16 protein-coding genes, 1 tRNA gene and 1 pseudogene are annotated in these 16615 nt (G+C 63.8%); 3 read left to right on the plus strand and 15 right to left on the minus strand.

Annotated features, from left to right (window positions below):
- Positions 1-810: 810 nt before the first annotated feature.
- From ACCQ05_RS12450 to pcnB, 8 genes are all read right to left on the minus strand, one after another.
- Positions 811-1437, minus strand: a complete 627-nt coding sequence (locus ACCQ05_RS12450; RefSeq protein ID WP_372390579.1) for an ATPase — start codon at positions 1435-1437, stop codon at positions 811-813.
- Between the two features lie 3 nt (positions 1438-1440).
- Positions 1441-1785, minus strand: a complete 345-nt coding sequence (locus ACCQ05_RS12455; protein ID WP_372394071.1) for a type II toxin-antitoxin system prevent-host-death family antitoxin — start codon at positions 1783-1785, stop codon at positions 1441-1443.
- A 157-nt stretch (positions 1786-1942) separates the two neighbouring features.
- Positions 1943-3457 (minus strand): glucose-6-phosphate isomerase, encoded by a 1515-nt coding sequence (gene pgi, locus ACCQ05_RS12460; protein WP_372390581.1) that lies wholly within the window; start codon positions 3455-3457, stop codon positions 1943-1945.
- On the minus strand, positions 3454-3834 hold the full coding sequence (panD, locus tag ACCQ05_RS12465) for an aspartate 1-decarboxylase (RefSeq protein WP_104540474.1): 381 nt from the start codon (positions 3832-3834) through the stop codon (positions 3454-3456). The genes pgi and panD overlap by 4 nt, the downstream gene beginning before the upstream one ends.
- A 189-nt stretch (positions 3835-4023) precedes the next feature.
- Positions 4024-4866, minus strand: a complete 843-nt coding sequence (gene panC / locus ACCQ05_RS12470) for a pantoate--beta-alanine ligase (protein WP_104540473.1) — start codon at positions 4864-4866, stop codon at positions 4024-4026.
- Positions 4863-5678, minus strand: coding sequence for a 3-methyl-2-oxobutanoate hydroxymethyltransferase (gene panB / locus ACCQ05_RS12475; RefSeq protein ID WP_372390583.1), 816 nt, complete (start codon positions 5676-5678; stop codon positions 4863-4865). Before panB ends, panC begins: the two co-directional genes overlap by 4 nt.
- Positions 5679-5713: 35 nt before the next feature.
- Entirely contained in the window at positions 5714-6199 is a 486-nt protein-coding gene (gene folK, locus ACCQ05_RS12480) for a 2-amino-4-hydroxy-6-hydroxymethyldihydropteridine diphosphokinase (RefSeq protein WP_372390585.1), read from the minus strand.
- A gap of 3 nt (positions 6200-6202) precedes the next feature.
- A complete protein-coding gene (gene pcnB, locus ACCQ05_RS12485; protein ID WP_372390587.1) occupies positions 6203-7570 on the minus strand; it encodes a polynucleotide adenylyltransferase PcnB in 1368 nt (455 codons plus the stop codon).
- 48 nt (positions 7571-7618) lie between these two features.
- Here pcnB and ACCQ05_RS12490 point away from each other — a divergent pair.
- Positions 7619-7693: transfer RNA gene (locus tag ACCQ05_RS12490), tRNA-Glu, on the plus strand.
- Between the two features lie 275 nt (positions 7694-7968).
- Here the strand turns inward: ACCQ05_RS12490 and ACCQ05_RS12495 are convergent.
- From ACCQ05_RS12495 to ACCQ05_RS12510, 4 genes and pseudogenes are all read right to left on the minus strand, one after another.
- Entirely contained in the window at positions 7969-8115 is a 147-nt protein-coding gene (locus tag ACCQ05_RS12495; RefSeq protein ID WP_372390589.1) for a hypothetical protein, read from the minus strand.
- A gap of 9 nt (positions 8116-8124) precedes the next feature.
- Complete coding sequence (gene folE2 / locus ACCQ05_RS12500; RefSeq protein WP_372390591.1) at positions 8125-9048, minus strand: GTP cyclohydrolase FolE2; 924 nt, start codon at positions 9046-9048, stop codon at positions 8125-8127.
- Positions 9049-9113: 65 nt separating this feature from the next.
- On the minus strand, positions 9114-9920 hold the full coding sequence (locus tag ACCQ05_RS12505) for an IS5 family transposase (protein WP_372360436.1): 807 nt from the start codon (positions 9918-9920) through the stop codon (positions 9114-9116).
- Between the two features lie 42 nt (positions 9921-9962).
- Positions 9963-10810: pseudogene (locus tag ACCQ05_RS12510) on the minus strand (N-acetylmuramoyl-L-alanine amidase).
- 220 nt (positions 10811-11030) lie between these two features.
- Between ACCQ05_RS12510 and ACCQ05_RS12515 the strand changes: the two are divergent.
- Together ACCQ05_RS12515 and ACCQ05_RS12520 are read left to right on the plus strand one after the other, a co-directional pair.
- A complete protein-coding gene (locus ACCQ05_RS12515) occupies positions 11031-11255 on the plus strand; it encodes a hypothetical protein (protein ID WP_372390593.1) in 225 nt (74 codons plus the stop codon).
- 206 nt (positions 11256-11461) lie between these two features.
- On the plus strand, positions 11462-11932 hold the full coding sequence (locus ACCQ05_RS12520; protein WP_228962088.1) for a hypothetical protein: 471 nt from the start codon (positions 11462-11464) through the stop codon (positions 11930-11932).
- Here ACCQ05_RS12520 and ACCQ05_RS12525 read toward each other — a convergent pair.
- From ACCQ05_RS12525 to xylA, 3 genes are all read right to left on the minus strand, one after another.
- Positions 11886-13424, minus strand: a complete 1539-nt coding sequence (locus tag ACCQ05_RS12525) for an MASE1 domain-containing protein (RefSeq protein ID WP_228962087.1) — start codon at positions 13422-13424, stop codon at positions 11886-11888. The two genes, ACCQ05_RS12520 and ACCQ05_RS12525, sit on opposite strands and share 47 nt — an antisense overlap.
- 333 nt (positions 13425-13757) lie before the next feature.
- Positions 13758-15185 carry a sugar porter family MFS transporter gene (locus ACCQ05_RS12530; protein WP_372390595.1) on the minus strand — a complete coding sequence of 476 codons (1428 nt, stop codon included), beginning with the start codon at positions 15183-15185 and terminating at the stop codon, positions 13758-13760.
- Positions 15186-15270: 85 nt separating this feature from the next.
- The gene (gene xylA, locus ACCQ05_RS12535; protein WP_372390597.1) at positions 15271-16608 is read right to left on the minus strand and encodes a xylose isomerase; all 1338 of its coding nucleotides are present in this window, start codon (positions 16606-16608) and stop codon (positions 15271-15273) included.
- Positions 16609-16615: the final 7 nt, after the last annotated feature.

Below are 16615 nucleotides of genomic sequence, written 5' to 3' on the forward strand. Positions count from 1 at the left end.
CCCCCAATCGGCGAGGACACCGCACCAGAGAGTCAGCTGGTGGTTCTTTGAAGAGCAAAGGACATCAGGTCGCGCGGTCCAGGGTTACTCGTTGCCGTGTTGAAACTTTGCACACCGACCTGCCCGACTGGTCCTTGTCCGCCCACCGTCGCGGGACCTTATGCGGCATGGATGCCGCATAAGAGCCTCCATGGACGGATTCACGGCGTGTCCCGCGATGGTGGGCGGGCAAGGGCCTTGCAGCCAAGCCGCGGCCCTATCGCTAAGTGACTGAAGCATCCACTGGATTTTCCTGCCACATTGAACAGCGCTGCGCAGGATGTCGTCATCCTCTCGGATGCAGTCAAACGCCTGATGGGTCGAGAGCGCGGTGCCCTTACCGCTCGCGGGACACGCCGCAAGTACGTCCCTGTAGGCTCCGTGGCGGCATCCATGCCGCCACAGGGTCCCGCAAACGGTAAGGACACCGCACCAGAGAGTTTGCTGGCTGCTTCATCGAAAAACATGCACACCGACCATCTCGACTGGTCCTTGCCCGCCCACCGTCGCGGGACCTTATGCGGCATGGATGCCGCATAAGAGCCTCCACGGACGGATTCACGGCGTGTCCCGTGATGGTGGGCGGGCAAGCGCCCTGCAGCCAAGCTGCAAGTCATTCGCCCTGCAGTGGGTCTATCCGAACGTCTAGTCCATCCAGGCACAAGATGTAAAAGCAGCCAAGAAGTTGCGTCGTCGCAGTGTCTGGATACAGTCAGAAGCTGAGTGAGTCGTGCGCATGGCACCCTCACCGCTCGCAGGACCGGACGCGCGTCAAGACACGCTGCGCGCTTCCAATGCCGCCATCACGATGGGCTTGGCCCACTGGGGCACCTGCGCCAATTCGGCCGGCGTTTGCGGGTAGTGCAGGCCGCTGCGGTCCAGTTCCAGCACGAGCATTGGCCTCGCCTGCCCCACCGCGTCGGCCGGCGCGCTGTTGTCGTAGACATGCAGTACTGCCAGATGCGGCAGCAACGCGATCAGGTTGGCGCGCGATGCGTCGTAACGCTCGCGGATTTTATGCTCAGCAATGGCATGGCCGCCGGCAGCGACCCGCGCTGCCACGCGCTGGAGGTGCAGGTCCACTGTCGCCAGCCCGCAGAACCAGACCGCCACCGTGTGCTGCGCGCAGGCCTCGCGCAGCACACGCGGAATGGTCCTCGCGCCCAACGTCGTTTCAAATGCGAAATCGCTGCCATCGGCCATGGCCCGGCGCAGTCGCCGTACGCCTTCCTGCCAGGCCTGCGCGTTCGCCTCGTCCTGCGCCCACCCCTGCTCCACCAGTTGCCGGGTGAACGCGTCCGGATTGAACCAAGTGGCGCCGTCTTCCTGCAGCATCTGCCCCAGCAGTGAACTCTTGCCGGCGCCGTTGACGCCAGCCAGTACCAGGATGTTGCCCACGGGTCAGAGCGAAGGCCCCAGCCTCACCTTCCTGCCGCGGCGCGCCGGCCGGACGATCGCCTGGGTCAACGCTGCGCCATCGCTCAGCGCGGCAAGATGCGTATCGAACCGGGTCTGCAGCGCCTGCAATGCCTGCGCGCGCGCCAGCGCCTGGTCCGACGCGCTTGCCTGACTCACCAAACGGCGATATTCCTCCGCATCCACCACCACCGCCTCGGGGTGATTGTGGTTGGTGATGACCACCGCTCCATGCGAGCGCACCTTGCGCATCAGGCTGGGCCAGCCCTTCACCTTGATGTCGGCGGCGGGCGATTTTTCGAGCTCGGGCAGATCGTGGAGGCGAGACATGAGACGGTCCTGTGCGCGGTGTTGGTCACCAGCGTACTCCTGACGTCCCATTTTGGGAAATTTGGCCATTTCTAAATGGCTGCACGACTGCCAGCCATTTCGAAACGAAACGGGGCCCGCAGGCCCCGTCGTCTTGCCACGAGCACTGCGCGAGCGCTCAGCCGCGCAGCTTGCCCAGCAGCTCGCGCGTCACCGGGTCGGCGACATCGGCAGACTCACCCTTGAGCGCCGGCAGCAACTGGCTGGCCAGCTGCTTGCCCAGTTCCACACCGAACTGGTCGAACGCGTTGATGCCCCACATCACCGACTGCACGTACACACTGTGCTCGTACATCGAGATCAACGCGCCCAACGCCTGCGGGGTGAGCGCATCGAGCAGGATCACCGTGCTCGGGCGGCCGCCCGGATAGCTGCGGTGCGGGTCGCTGCTGTCCTGGCCATTGGCCAGCGCCTCGGTCTGTGCCAACACGTTGGCCATCAGCGCGACATGGTTTTCCGCATACGGGTCGTCGTTGTGCACGGTGCCGATGAAATCGGCCGGCACCACGCTGGTGCCTTGGTGCAGCGCCTGGAAGAAGCTGTGCTGCACATCGGTACCTGCACCGCCCCACCACACCGAGACGGTGTCGCTGTCCACCGCCGAGCCATCGAGCTTGACGCGCTTGCCCAGGCTCTCCATCACCAGCTGTTGCAGATAGGCCGGCAACAGCGCCAGGCGCTGGTCGTAGGTCATCACCGCATGGGTGGCGCTGCCGAGCAGATTGCGGTTCCACACCGCGGTCAGCCCATGCAGCACCGCAACGTTTTCTTCCAGCGGGGTATCGAGCGCATGCGCGTCGAACTGCGCAGCGCCCTCCAGCAATTGTTCGAAACGTTCGAAGCCGATCGCCAGCGCGATCGGGAAGCCCACCGCCGACCACAGCGAATAGCGGCCGCCAACCCAGTCCCACATCGGCAACACCCGGCCCGGTGCGATGTCGAAGGCCTTGGCGGCGCGCTCGGGATTGGCGCTCACTGCGTACAGGCGTTCGCTGCCGCCCAGCCAGGCGTGCAGGATGCTGCCGTTGAGCAGGGTTTCCTGGGTGCCGAAGGTCTTGGAGATCAGGATGCCGGCGGTGCGCGCCGGGTCCAGCGTCGCCAGGGTGCGCTGCATGGCGGCACCGTCGACGTTGGAAACGAAGTGCACGCGAAAGCGCGCACCGGAGACCGGCCGCAGTGCATCGGCCACCAGACGCGGGCCCAGGTCCGACCCACCGATGCCGACACTGACGATATCGGTGACGTCGGTGCCTTCGAGCTGCTGGATCAGCGCACCCATCCGCTGCCGCACTTCTGCAGCGGTGGCATACGCCTCCGATGCCACCGGCGCGTCGGTCAGATCGCCACGCAATGCGGTATGCAAGGCGGCGCGCTGCTCGGTGACATTGACCTGCTCGCCACGGAACAGGCGCTGGAACGCGCCTGCCAGATCGCGCTCGCGCGCGATGGCGAACAAGGCGTCGAGCGCGGCGCGATCGTACTTCTGTCGCGCGAAATTGAAATACAACGGACCGACTTGCCTGGCGTACTGCGTAGGCCGCTGCGGCTCGGCGGCAAGCAATGCGGGGATGGCAGCGCCGCGCAGGCGCTGGGCGTGGGCGTGAAGCGCGTCGAATCCGTTGGTGTGTGTCATGCGGCCTGGGTGGGGATGCTGTGGTTGGTGTGGGAGATCGCGTTGTTCGCGCCCACATATACCAGATTGGGCTTGAAGGTCTTGGCTTCGTCTTCGCTCATGCTGGCAAACGCGGCCACGATGATCAGATCGCCCACCTGCACGTGACGCGCGGCGCCGCCGTTGAGCGAGATGATGCCGCTGCCCTCTTCGGCGCGGATGGCGTAGGTGCTGAAGCGCGCACCGTTGGTGACGTCCCAGATGTGGACCTGTTCGAATTCGCGGATGCCGGTCGCTTCCAGCAGCAGGCCGTCGATGGCGATCGAGCCCTCGTAGTTCAGCTCGGAGTGGGTGACGGTGGCGCGGTGGATCTTGGCTTTCAGCAGGGACAGATGCATGGACGGAAGGCAACGACGAAAGGAAAGCCGGCATTTTAGCGGAAAGCGCCCGCGCCCACCGGTTTGCGCTGCAGGCGGTCGTGAGGGCTTCAGGCCGCTGCCGAGGCGACAGCCTGACCTCGCCCAGGACAGGCCACGCAGCCAGCCATCAGCGCCGGCGGCTGGCGCACGACCGGCCGGCCGGCCGGATCAGAATTCCAGGTTGTCGATCAGCCGCGTGCCGCCCAGCCGCGCGGCGATCAGCGCCACGCGTGCACCGGAGGTGCCCTCGCCCGGCTCGCTCAGGTCCGGCAGCCGCACCACCGCGTAATCGACCTGGAATCCGGCCTGCTGCAGCGCGCCGGTGGCGGCCTGTTCGACCTGCGCACGCGGCGTGCCGGCGGTGTAGCTGTCGCGCATCTGCAGCAACACCTTGCGGATCTGCGCGGCAGCCGGGCGATCGTCGGCCGACAGATACTGGTTGCGCGAGCTCATCGCCAGGCCGTCGGCCTCGCGCACGATGCTGCCGCCCAGGATCTCGATCGGAAACGCCAGGTCGGCCACCATCTGCCGGATCACCGCCAGCTGCTGATAGTCCTTCTTGCCGAATGCCGCCACGTCAGGCTGCACCTGGTTGAACAGGCGCGCCACCACGGTGCAGACACCGTCGAAATGGCCTGGCCGGCACACGCCTTCGAGCACGTCGCTGACGCCCGGCGCGTGGATCGGCGTGGCCAGCGCCGTACCCAGCGGGTACATCGTGTCCACGTCCGGCAGCCACAGCGCATCGCAGCCGGCATCTTCCAGGCCGCGCAGGTCGGCCTCGGGGGTGCGCGGGTAGCGGGCGAAATCCTCGTTCGGGCCGAACTGGGTCGGGTTGACGAACACGCTGGACACCACCCGGTCGGCGTACTGGCGTGCCAGCATCACCAGCGAGTAATGCCCAGCATGCAGGTTGCCCATGGTGGGTACCAGCGCTACGCGCAGGCCCTCGCGCTTCCAGCCGGTGACCAGGGCGCGCAGGGCGGAAAGATCGGTAATGGTCTGGATCATGCGGCGTACGCGTGCTCTGCATCGGGGAAACTGCCATCGCGCACAGCCTGTGCATAGGCACGCACCGCGCCCGCCACCGAGCCGCCCTCGGCCAGGAAATCCTTGACGAACTTGGGACGGCGATGGCCGCTGTCCAGGCCCAGCATGTCGTGCATCACCAGCACCTGGCCGTCGCAACCGGGGCCGGCACCGATGCCGATGGTGGGCACCTGCAGCTCGGCGCTGATCTGCGCGGCGATCGGCGTCGGCACGCATTCCAGCACCACCATGCTGGCGCCGGCATCGGCCACCGCCTGTGCGTCGCGGCGCAATTGCTCGCCGGCTTCGCCACGGCCCTGCACCTTGTAGCCGCCGAAGCGCAGCACCGATTGCGGGGTCAGCCCCAGGTGCGAGCACACCGGGATCTCGCGCTCGACCAGGTAGCGGATGACCTCCAGCTTGTGCCCGGCGCCTTCGATCTTGACCATCTCCGCGCCGGCCTGCAGCAGCTGGGTGGCCGCATCGAGCGCACGCTCGGGCGTGGCGTCGGCCTGGAAAGAGAGATCGGCCACCAGCAGCGCCTGCCGCAGCGCCCGTGCCACCGCAGCGGTGTGATAGACCATGTCGGCAGTGGTCACCGGCAAGGTCGAATCGTGCCCCTGCACCACCATGCCCAGCGAGTCGCCGACCAGGATCAGGTCCACGCCATTGGCGTCGAAAGTGCGGGCAAAGCCGGCGTCGTAGGCGGTCAACATGACCAGTTTTCGACCCGCCCGCTTGGCCTCGGCCAGGGCGGGCACGGTCCAGGGCTTGCTGTCGCTATGGCTGCTCATGAAGTCATTACGTGGGGTGATGAGCCGGCCATTATCTACCCAATCGGCTCCAGCCCGCAGGCATCGATGGATTGCAGGGCGTGCCGCACTGTTCCATGTCCCGGAATGATCGCCTCCGGCGCCAGCTCGGACAGCGGCAGCAGCGCAAAGGCGCGCACATGCAGATGCGGATGCGGCACCTGCAGCCGGGGCAGGTCCAGCACCTGGTCGGCATAGAGCAGCAGGTCCAGATCCAGCGTGCGCGGGCCCCAGCGCTCGCCGGCCAGACGCTCGCGGCCAAAGGCCCGCTCGATGCCAAGCAAGGCCTCCAGCAGCGCCAGCGGGGCCAGCGCGGTATGCAGCTGGGCGACGGCATTGATGAAATCGGGTTGGTCTTCGCGCCCCCAGGCCGGGGTCCGATACAGGCGCGAAGCCGCGACCAGCGTGGACTGCGGCAACCCAGCCAGCGCGGCGATGGCCGCACGGACGCTGGCCTCGGCCGGGCCCAGGTTGGCACCCAGGCCGACAAAGGCGGTGTGCATGCCCTACTCGCCTGCCGGTGCGCCGGTGCGCCGACGGCGGCGGCGACGCTTGCGCGGCGCGCCGTCCTCGCCCTCGTGGTCGGCCTGCGCTGATTCGATCGCATCCACCAACTCCTGGCCGGATGACTTCTGCGCTTCGCGCCAGAACTCGACATCGGCCGCATGATCGGGCGAGGCGAACTGGCGCAAGGCCAGGAAATCGAACGCGGCACGAAAGCGCGGATGCGACAGGGTGCGGAACACGCGCTTGCGCTGACGCGAGGAGAAGCGCGTCTGCAGCAGCCAGATTTCCTGCATCGGCAACGAGAAACGGCGCGGCAGGGCCACACGCTCAAGTTGGTGCAAGGTGACCCGGTCGGCCGCTCGGCGCTGCGCATCTTCCGGCTGCACGCCCTGCGCCTGCAGCCCCATCAGCGTGCGGCAGAACGCCGGCCACAGCAGCAGCGCGAACAGGAACGCCGGCGACACCGGCTCGTCGTTGGCCACCCGCGCATCGGTATTGCGCAAGCCTTCCAGCACCATCGCGCGCAGCGCGCCGCTGCGGTTGGATTTCAGCGCCGCCGCGCTTTCCGGAAACAGCACGCCGAGCAGGCCATAGCGTTCCAGGCCTTCGAAACTGGCCACGCCATGCCCGGACAGGAACAGCTTGAGGATTTCTTCGAACAGGCGCGCCGGCGCAGCTTCGGACAACAGCCCGGCCAGGCGCGGGATCGGCTCGGCGGTACCGGCCTCGATCTCGAAGCCGAGCTTGGCCGCCAGCCGCACCGCGCGCAGCATGCGCACCGGATCTTCCTGGTAGCGCAGTTCCGGATCGCCGATCAGCTTCATCAACCGCGCCTGCACGTCTTCGAAGCCGCCGCAGTAATCGCGCACCGAAAAATCCTCGATGGCGTAGTACAGCGCGTTGCAGGTGAAGTCGCGGCGGATCGCGTCGTCTTCGATGGTGCCGTAGACGTTGTCGCGCACCAGCCGGCCGTTATCCAGCTCGCGGTCGCCGCTGCCGTCGTCGCTGTTGGCGCGGAAGGTGGCCACCTCGATGATCTCGCGGCCGAACACCACATGCGCCAGGCGAAAGCGGCGGCCGATCAGGCGGCAATTGCGGAACAGCGCCTTGACCTCTTCCGGCGTCGCACTGGTGGCCACGTCGAAATCCTTGGGATGGCCGCCGACCAGCAGGTCGCGCACCGCGCCGCCGACCAGGTAGGCGCCAAAGCCCGATTCGCGCAGGCGGTACAACACGCGCAGCGCGTTGGGGCTGATGTCCTTGCGCGAGATGGTGTGCTGATCGCGTGGAATGACGCGCAGCGTGAACGGGGATGTAACTGAGGGTTCGATGATGGCGCTTCCGTCTTGTGTTGCAGGATTGCCCAACGGCTATTACCTCACTATACTAGCGCGCTGCACAAGACGCGACAAAACGCTCCCTTCGTCTAGTGGTTAGGACGTGGCCCTCTCAAGGCTAAAACAGGGGTTCGAGCCCCCTAGGGAGCGCCACGTTGGTCCTGCCGCAGAGGACGCCAAGACCCCGCAATGCGGGGTTTTTGCGTTATGGCACCGGTGTCCTGCGCTAGGCGAGCCGCCACGCCACTACAGGCGGCAGCGCCGCGGCAACGGCACGCGCGGCTCGGATCTGGTGCATGCTGCTTGGAACTGCATGGTCGAGGCCGGTTCTCGTCCATTTCCCGTGGCCTACCAGCGTGTTCGACCTGCGATGGTCGCTCCACCCCGAGCCCGGCGCCCTATCCCGGCGCGCCTACCAGCGGCGTCGCTCACACCAGCCACATCAGTGCCAGCAGCACGGCAGGATCGACGAACAACGCGCCACGCAAGGCGTGTTCGCCACACTTCATTGCACTGAACGACACCGCGCGCTTGCGCAGCGTAGGTGTGATGCGTCTGCGGCCTTTGCAAAACATGCGCGCTCCTCAACTGGACAGCGGATGGATGTCGGCACGATCGCTGCCGGTTTCGGCAACGGCATCGTGCGCATGCAGGCTTTCCAGATGGCGCACTGCCACGTGGAATGCCGCGTGGCGCTCGGCCAATGCCGCACGCAGCCGACGGGCGGCGTCTTCGACGTACATCAGGTTGGCGCCGTTCAACCGCGCAAATGCCTGTTCGTCGATGCGACGTACCGCAGCTTGTACCGGCGTAGCGAGTGCGCGTTCGCACAGCATGACCAACGCACGAATGTCCAACCGCGATGCGCCATCGTCCAGATCAACGCGCACTTGCGCCACGCTGCGCTGGCTATGCGGGGTGGCGTACGAACCGTGTGCCTGCAGCCACTGCGCAATCTCGTCGAGCGGCATCGCGGTGCGGCCGTGGTGGTGCTGCACAAACGCCTCGCTCAACAGCTGCCGCGACAACGCCGCCGAGCACGGGCAGGTCGAGGCGTACAGGACCTCAATCTGCAGCTGCACCTGGCAGCGCCCTGCCCCGCGCTGCGCATCGATGCGCACCGGGTATGCGCGCCAGCCGGAAAGGCCTTCGCTGAGCAAGGCCGGCGTGCGCAGCATCACCTCGAACGCCAGCGAGACCCGCGCGGCACGGCTACCGCAATCGGCGTGGCTGTCGATCAAGACCTGCAGCAACTGCGACAGCATCGCCGGCGCCACCGGCTGCTCCAGGTGTCGGTCCAGCAGGCGATACAACCGCGACATATGGATCCCCCTGAGGTCGGCGCGCGGCAGATCCACCTGCACGCTGGCGCGCGCATTCACCGTCCCGCTGGGTGCGGCCTCGTCCAGGCGCACCGGAATGGCGATGTCATGCATACCCACCCAGCGCAACGGCGCGCCCGGCGCGGAAGGTTCGGAAACGGCAACATCGGGAAGCGTGGCGGACATTGCAAACTCGTCGATCAAAAAGTGGGAGTACGCGTCATACGCGAGCGGGGAAGGCCTAGAGCGTGTTATGAACTTTGAAATAGAGACGCGGCATTTCCAAGCATGAGGATGGAGAAGACGACGAAGTGGAGTCCGGCCAGGGTTTCCGGTAGGCGTTCGTAATCACGGGCCAGGCGTCGGAACCGATTGACCCAACCGAAACTGCGCTCTACGACCCAGCGGCGCGGTAGCAATACAAAGCCTTTCTTGGCCTCCGGCAGTTTGACGACGTGCAGCTCGATGCCTTCCTCCAGCGCAGCTTCGGCCGGCCCTTCGCCGGTGTAGCCTTGATCGACGAACGCCAGTTTCACCGTCTCGCCGGTGACATACTGAACTTCCTGCGCCAGCGATCGCACCTGGGCGCGTTCCTGCTCGTTGGCTGGGGTGACCTGCACTGCCAGCAGGTGGCCGAGCGTGTCCACCGCCATGTGCACCTTGCTGCCCTTCTTGCGCTTGTAGCCGTCGTAGCCGGCACGTGGTCCGCTTTCGCATGTGGACTGCACCGTTCGGCCATCCAGGATCACAGCACTGGGCTGCCCCTGCTTGCCTTGCGCCACTCGCAAGATCGAACGCAAGTCGTTGACCATGGCCTCAAAGCAGCCGGCCTGCAACCACCGTTGGGTTTGCTGGTAGACCGCCTCCCACGGCGGAAACTCGTGGGGAATCAAGCGCCAGGGCGCTCCAGCACGCGCCATCCAGCGCAACGCGTTGAACATCAAGCGCAGGTCATACTTGCGCTGCGGTGCCTGTGGATCCATCAGCGTCAAGTAGGGTGCAGCGAAGGCCCATTCTTCATCGGAAACGTCGGTCGGATAAGGGCGTGGCGGCTTCATCCGCTTACGATAGCCGCGAAAGCCTCAAGTTCATAACACGCTCTAAGAGCGGCTGATGTGCTGGGCGTTGAGGGCGAAGTAGTCGTCGATGCCGGCGTGCAGCGTTTGCGCAAGCTCGTCCTGATGGCTGTCGCCGCACAGGCGTCGACAGTCGTCGCGATTGCTCATGAAGCCGGTCTCCACCAGCAACGACGGAATATCCGGCGATTTCAGCACCGCAAAACCGGCCTGCCCGACCTCGCCCTGATGCAGGTGCGTGACTTGCTGCAGACGCCCGAGCATCAACTTGCCGAACGCCACACTGCTGGCGATGGTGCCGCTCAACGACAGGTCGGCCAGCACCTGCGACAGCACCGGATTGCTGGGCACCCGCAATCCGCGCTGACCGCGCCGGGATCCTTGCCGCCATGGCCAGCGTCGATGGCGATCACGTACGGATGCAGGCGTGAGCGTGTGACCGCTGCCGTCGCAGCAGCCGGATCCGCCGCGGGCAACGACGCAGCGCCGGGAGCGGCAACAAGATCGAACACCAGCACGCTGTCCTCCCATCGCGCCGTAGCCGTCAGCGGCTGCGCCAGATCGAGCACGACGCGCAGCCCATCACCATGCGGGCCGCTGCGGATGGCGGTGACTGCAGAACCTTCGGGCACTGGATCCATCTGCGGTGCCTGCGTCGAAATACCCGACAGGTCGACGACCAAGCGGGCCGGATTGGACAAGCTGAAACTGCGGTAGGCGACCTGCGTACCCAGAGCGAGTCGAAGCCGCAGCCCTCCATCCTGACGCTGCAGGTCGCAGGTGCGCAGCCTCGGCAGCGACTGCGCATGGACCAGGCTCGGCGACAGCACCAAGGCTGTGCCTGCCAAACCCAACACCTGCCGCCGCCTCATCGGGCCAATCCCGAAGAGCGGGCGCAGCCACCGCCCCACTTGGAGCATGGAAGGTCCGGCATGGTGAGTAGGCAAACAACACTCGGCAGCAAGGAACGCGACACAAGGTGACCAGAAGAAATGACAGATGAAGTGTTATAAAGTAACACTTTCTGCACAAAATCAAGCCCAGCGCGCACCGCCAATACCCCGACGTTCACTCTTACCAGAGAGCATCACGATGTCCGCCGTCATCCCAGCCAGCTATGGCGCCTGGCGCCACTGCATCGAAGTCGACTGCGCCCAGCCACTGACCGCGCCTTTCATCGCCCAACGGCTCGCCAGTCTGCGCAATCCCAGGGAACACCACACCCAGCAATTCCTGCGTCGCTGGGGCGAACCTCATCACCGGCGGGTGATTGCATGGTTTGAGCGTGCAGATGGCGAACTCAAGCCAAGTCGCTAGATAGCGCGCCTCAGCACCGTACATCGCGCTTGATCGGATAAGTCCAACTAACAGCTGACACGGTTAACTAATGCTCGCTGATCGGAGGACGGTATGCCGCAACGATTTTCTGCGACAAACGATCAACAAAATGTGCCATTCAACACGTAACGTATAGGCGCCTGAATCGCAGGCGGAGTTGCCCCATGCAGGGGGAAGGCAAAATCATGAAGAACGCAAAAATTTGGCTTATGGCTTTTTGCGCCATTTCTGGAATGTTGGCATCAGGCGTGACCATGGCTCAGTGCTGTGGCAATGGTGGTGTCGGCATACATGCAACGACAGGACTTGGCGATAGCAACCCCAAGGCTGCCAACCTGACCATGGACCCTTCGTTTGCCATTTATGAACTCCATCGTGATGGAGTGACATATCTTCAGATCAACGATGTAACGGGAGTCGTCCACGCAGTGGTAGCAAGAGTAGACAACGCACTCTGGACCTTGCCAATGGGCAAGGATGTAGAACGCGTCGTGTTGCCTGCAGCAAACAGGATTTCGGCAAGCACGAGTTCAAACAATCCGACGGTGGTTGATGCAACTCAGAGCGATCAAGCACGACTCGTCTACAAGACAAAGAACTTCACGGTGTTCAACCGGCGGGAAGCAACTGGGGAATACTGGATAGTCTCCCCCTGACTTCAACGGAGATGGGCTCGGCAACCATAAAGGTTAGAACCGAGGCATGGCGGCGGCGAAATATGCCGCCATGCGCTTTCAATCGCGCCTTCAGTTCGGCCTCTGCATCGTTTGTGTCGCACTTGGCCGCTTTAGCTGACGACGAATCCGAAATCACACGCAGCAAAACGCCTCTAGCACCTTTCCCTGTCCACGCACGAGCCTGGATGAAGTGTCTACTAGCCGATGGCAAGAGCTCAACACAATTTAGCGCACTGCGATAAGCGCTCAACTGTAGTTCCAATGATAGTTTCCTACAGTCACCACGAAACACGCATTGAAACTGAGATTGGCAGAAACGTTCAAGCGCTGGCGAACGCAACGCCTGATACAGCCCATGTGTCTCGATTTCCAGCGGGTACAGCGCAGCCACATACTGCTGAAGCAATCGCGACTCAAGAACACCGACTCGCGTCATTTCCATCGCCACAGAATGTTGCCCTTTCAGCCTCAAATCGGCTACCACGTCTTTGCGCATCTTGTTGATCTGCACGTTGATATCCGAGTATTCGAGTACCCGATTGCGCAGCATGCGTTCAGCGCTGGAATAGCTCGCCCGGGCTAGGGTGAAGGCGTCATCTCCTGGCTGATTCGAAACCTTATCGCGGGCAGGCTCGCGCAAACGAGCATTGAAGACAAAAAGAGCTGTCGTGGTGACCGCATAAAGCAACTGGATACTAAAAACCTCTTGATCAAAGAACCCGATCTGATACACCCGAGGAAGCGAGAACTCAATTGCGAAGCTTGCCAATAGTGATCCAAGAGCGCCGCCTCTCCACCCATGCCTGAAAGTCAACACGACCATTGGCACAAGCATCGCAATCATCAAGATGTTTCGGGTCGATGGATCTTGTGAAACCCCCAACAAGAAAAACAGGCTTAGAATAACAGCTACCGCGATTGCGAGATCTCGTTGAAGAGTCAGGCGTACAGGACCATCGTTCCAGTTCGACCACAAGATCGCAGGAAGAACCAAGACCAGCATGCCCAGATAGCTGCCCGACCAATAGCGCAATAGCAGGTCAAGCACGGGGTCAGCCCGCGGTCCGCCTAGGGTCGAATTTAATACTAAGCTACATATAGCATTCCAGAGAGCCACGACAAGAACAGCAGGAATAAACCATTGCTGGCTTTTGACAATGTGAGGGACCTGGTACCGAAGCAGGCCAATCGCCCCAGCAATCAAAGGCGCATGCAGGAAGGGACTCAGATATGACCATAATGGATTGAAGCCTTGCAATTCTCCAAGCGGAATACGCAAGAACAACATTGCCGCAGCGTCACCTGCCAACAGAAAAGGCCATTCACGATAAGGCCGGAAGAGCAAGGTGACTACACGCAAACCAACCGGCAGATACCATTGGTCGATCGACAAACGCCAAAGCATCAGAAACACCAAGCAGTAGCACACGCTGATCAGCATGCCCCTGACAAGCTCTTTAGCTACCGCCATACCACCGCTCCTTGGTCCCACGATTCGCCCTAGTTTGGAGGGAAACTGCCTACTGGAGTATAGCGGTGGCGCACAATTTGCAAAAAGAGCCGGTGCACTTCCAGGCGGTTATCGCCGTTGAAGATGTGCATTGCACTTTGCTGGTGCGTTGGGCCACGCGGAATCAAGCGGCCTGACACAACGGAGGCCATCACTGCAGGCAGTCGAGGCGCCTGAAGCGATGCAGGCATGCGGGACTTTGGAAAGACCTCATGCGGGATCATTAACGAAGAAGGCCGCGCATTGCGCGGCCTTCTTCGCTTCCCATGCCGATATCGGCACAACGCACTGAAATCACCCCTCCATCTGCTCCAATTCCTTGCCCTTGGTCTCGTAGACATACTTGAGCACGAAGAACACGGAGATGAACGCGGCGACGGTGTAGATGCCGTAGGCGCCGGCCAGGCCGATGCTGCCCAGCAGGATCGGGAAGCTAACAGTGATGGCGAAGTTGGAGGTCCATTGCGCGGCCCCGGCGATGGCCAGGCCCGAACCGCGGATCTGGTTGGGGAACATCTCGCCCAGCATGACCCACATCACCGGGCCCCAGGAGGCGTTGAAGAACACCACGTAGACGTTGGCCGCCACCAGCGCCAGCATGCCCATGGAATCGGACATGGCGAGCTTGCCGTTGGGGTCCAGCGAGGCGGTGGCGAACGCATAGGTCACCAGCGCCAGCGACACCGCCATGCCGGCCGAGCCTATCCACAGCAGCGGCTTGCGGCCGATCTTGTCGACCAGCATCACCGTGACCAGGCAGGCGCCGATGCTCAGGCCGCCGGAGAGCACGTTGATCAGCAGTGCGTCCTGTTCGGAGAAGCCCACCGCCTGCCACAGCACCGCGCCGTAGTAGAACACCACGTTGATGCCGACCAGCTGCTGGAACACCGCCAGGCCGATACCGATCCAGACGATGGGGCGGATCTTGCCGGTGGCCTTGTTGATCAGGTCGGAGAACTTGGGCTTGTGCTGGTCGGCCGACATCGAAGCGGCGATTTCGGCCAGCTTGGTCTGCGCGGCCGCGTTGCCGTACAGGCGCTTGAGCACCACCAGCGCCTGCTCGCGGCGGCCCTTGACCACCAGAAAACGCGGGCTCTCAGGGATGACCAGCAGCAACACCAGGAACAGGATCGAGGGAACCGCCTGCATCCAGAACATCCAGCGCCAGGCGGCCTGCCCCGCCCATAGCGGCTCGGTGGAGGCACCGGCGGCGTTGGCCAGCAGGTAATTGCTCAGGAACGCGCAGAACAGCCCGCTGATGATGGCGATCTGCTGCATCGTGGCCAACCGACCGCGATAGCGCGCCGAAGCGACCTCGGCGATGTAGGCCGGCGAGATGACGCTGGCCGCACCCACCGCGAAGCCGCCCATGACGCGGGCGAAGATGAAGAAGCCAGAGCTGTGCGAGGCGCCGGCACCAATGGCCGAGAGCAGGAACAGCGCGGCGGAAATGATCAGGACCGCACGGCGGCCCCAGCGGTCGGCCAGGCGGCCGGCAAAGAAGGCGCCGATGGCGCAGCCCAGCAGCATCGAGGCGACCTCGAAACCGGTCTCGGCGGCGGTGGAGTGGAAGGTCTGTTTCAGGCCATCGACGGTGCCATTGATCACGCCGCTGTCGAAGCCGAACAGGAAGCCGCCGATGGTGGCCACGCAGCTGATCAGGATGATGAAACGGGTGTTCTCGCCGGCATCGGGGGCGCCGTCAATGGAAACACTGGACATGGGTTCACCTGGGAACATGCAAGGGAGCGGCCACGGGGGTGGGCGCCATCGGCTGGCGACGCAATGCGCCGCCAGCCACGGGACATCAACGCGTCAGATACTGATTGATCAGATTCTCGTAGGCTTCCTGGCGGCCGCTGATCTGCGTGGGCGCATGGCCGGCGGCGTAGCTGGCCAGGTCCGCCAGCGTGCTCTTGCCCGCCGCAAAATCCGCACCGGCACCGCTGTCGAAGCTGGCGTAGCGCTCCTTGCGCCAGGTTTCCAGCGGCGAGGAGGTCAGCAGCGCGTTGGCTACTTCCAGCCCGCGTGCGAACGCGTCCATGCCGCCGATATGGGCCAGGAACAGGTCCTGCGGGTCGGACGATTCGCGGCGCACCTTGGCGTCGAAATTCAGGCCGCCCGGGGCCAGCCCGCCCTGGCGCAGCACCACCAGCATCGCGCCGACGGTGTCGTACAGGTCGGTCGGGAACTGGTCGGTGTCCCAGCCGTTCTGCGGGTTGCCGCGGTTGGCATCGATGCTGCCCAGCAGGCCGGCGTCGGAGGCGACCTGCAGGTCGTGCTCGAAGCTGTGGCCCGAGAGCGTGGCGTGGTTGGCTTCGATATTGAGCTTGAAGTCCTGATCCAGGCCGTGCTGACGCAGGAAGCCGATCACCGTGGCGCTGTCGAAGTCGTACTGGTGCTTCATCGGCTCCATGGGCTTGGGCTCGATCAGGAAGTTGCCGGTGAAGCCGATACTGCGTCCGTAGTCGCGCGCCAGGGTGAGGAAGCGCGCCATGTTGTCCTGCTCGCGCTTCATCTGGGTGTTGTGCAGGCAGGCATAACCTTCGCGGCCGCCCCAGAACACGTAGTTTTCGCCACCCAATGCAACGGTGGCATCGATGGCGGCCTTGACCTGCACCGCCGCACGCGCGACCACGTTGAAGTCCGGGTTGGTCGATGCGCCATTCATGTAGCGCGCATGCGAGAACAGATTGGCGGTGCCCCACAGCAGCTTGATGCCGGTGTCGGCCTGGCGCTGCTTGGCGATGCCCACCATGTGGGCCAGATTCTTTTCGTACTCGCCGATGTCATCGGCATCCGGCGCCAGGTCCACGTCGTGGAAGCAGTAGTACGGCACGCCGAGCTTGGTGAAGAACTCGAAGGCGGCATCGGACTTGGCTTCGGCGCGCGCCAGCGCGGTGTTGCCCACATCCCACGGATACGCACGCGTGCCGGGGCCGAACGGGTCGGCGCCATTGCCGCAGAAGCTGTGCCAGTAGGCCACCGCAAAGCGCAGGTGCTCGGCCATGGTCTTGTCGCCGATGGTCTTGTTGGCGTCGTAGACCTTGAACGCCAACGGGTTGTCCGAATCGCGGCCTTCGAAGCCGATCTTGCCGATGCCGGGAAAGTATTCCTTGGCGCCGATGTAGACGGTGTTGCTCATGGGGTGT

It is taken from the genome of Xanthomonas sp. NCPPB 3582 (assembly GCF_041475735.2).
GTDB lineage: Bacteria > Pseudomonadota > Gammaproteobacteria > Xanthomonadales > Xanthomonadaceae > Xanthomonas > Xanthomonas codiaei.